This window comes from Brevundimonas sp., from assembly GCF_032107865.1.
In the GTDB taxonomy this organism is placed as follows: Bacteria; Pseudomonadota; Alphaproteobacteria; order Caulobacterales; family Caulobacteraceae; genus Brevundimonas.
In genome coordinates this window covers 1-655 of record NZ_DAMCNG010000407.1, presented here as the reverse complement: position 1 = coordinate 655, position 655 = coordinate 1, and the positions used below count along the sequence as shown (strand labels likewise).

General features: G+C 72.4%; 1 protein-coding gene and 1 pseudogene. Both read left to right on the top strand.

What is annotated here, in order from left to right; genetic code table 11:
- A pseudogene (locus tag RT567_RS17185) lies at window positions 1–199 on the top strand (peptidoglycan-binding protein); the annotation flags it as partial.
- Between the two features lie 4 nt (window positions 200–203).
- On the top strand, window positions 204–655 hold a 452-nt coding region (locus RT567_RS17180), incomplete at its 3' end, for a CHASE2 domain-containing protein (RefSeq protein WP_313577382.1).

The following is a 655-nucleotide window of genomic DNA, read 5'->3' as shown; positions in this document are numbered from 1 at the left end:
CCAGCTGTGGCGCGAGGCCGAGGACGGAACCGCCGACGGCCCCCTGCTGGTCGACCAGCCCGGCCTGACCGACGAGGCCTTCACCCTCAGCGATCTGCCGCCGGGCGTTTACAGCTGGCGGGTGCAGGGCGCGCGCCATCGCTTCGGCCGTCTGCTGGAAGCCTGGTCCGAACCGCAACAGCTCCGCATCGGGCGCTAACGCCGTGCCCGCGACCGCAGGGCCTAAAGGCGGCTGGAGAGGCTGGCTCGGCGCCCGCCTGACCGGTCGTCGCGCCCTGGTCGAATGGGGGTTGGGGGCGGCTCTGTCCGCCCTGCTGGTCGGCTGGATGGCGCTGACGCCCGTCGCCGACGGGTCCGACCATCTGGTTTATGACGCTCTGATGCGGGCCGAGGCGGGACCGGCGGACCCGGACATCGTCATCATCGCCATCGACGACCGCAGTTTGGAAGCGCTGGGCCAGTGGCCCTGGCCGCGTGACCTGCACGCCCGCCTGATCGACCGCCTGACCCAGGCGCAGGCCGGGCCTGTCGCCTACGACGTTCTGTTCACCGAAGCCTCCTCACAAGACCACGCCCTGGCCGCCGCCCTGGCGCGCAACGGCAAGGTCCGCCTGCCCGTGGTGCTGGACGCCCCCGGCCTGAACGGCGCCGCCTT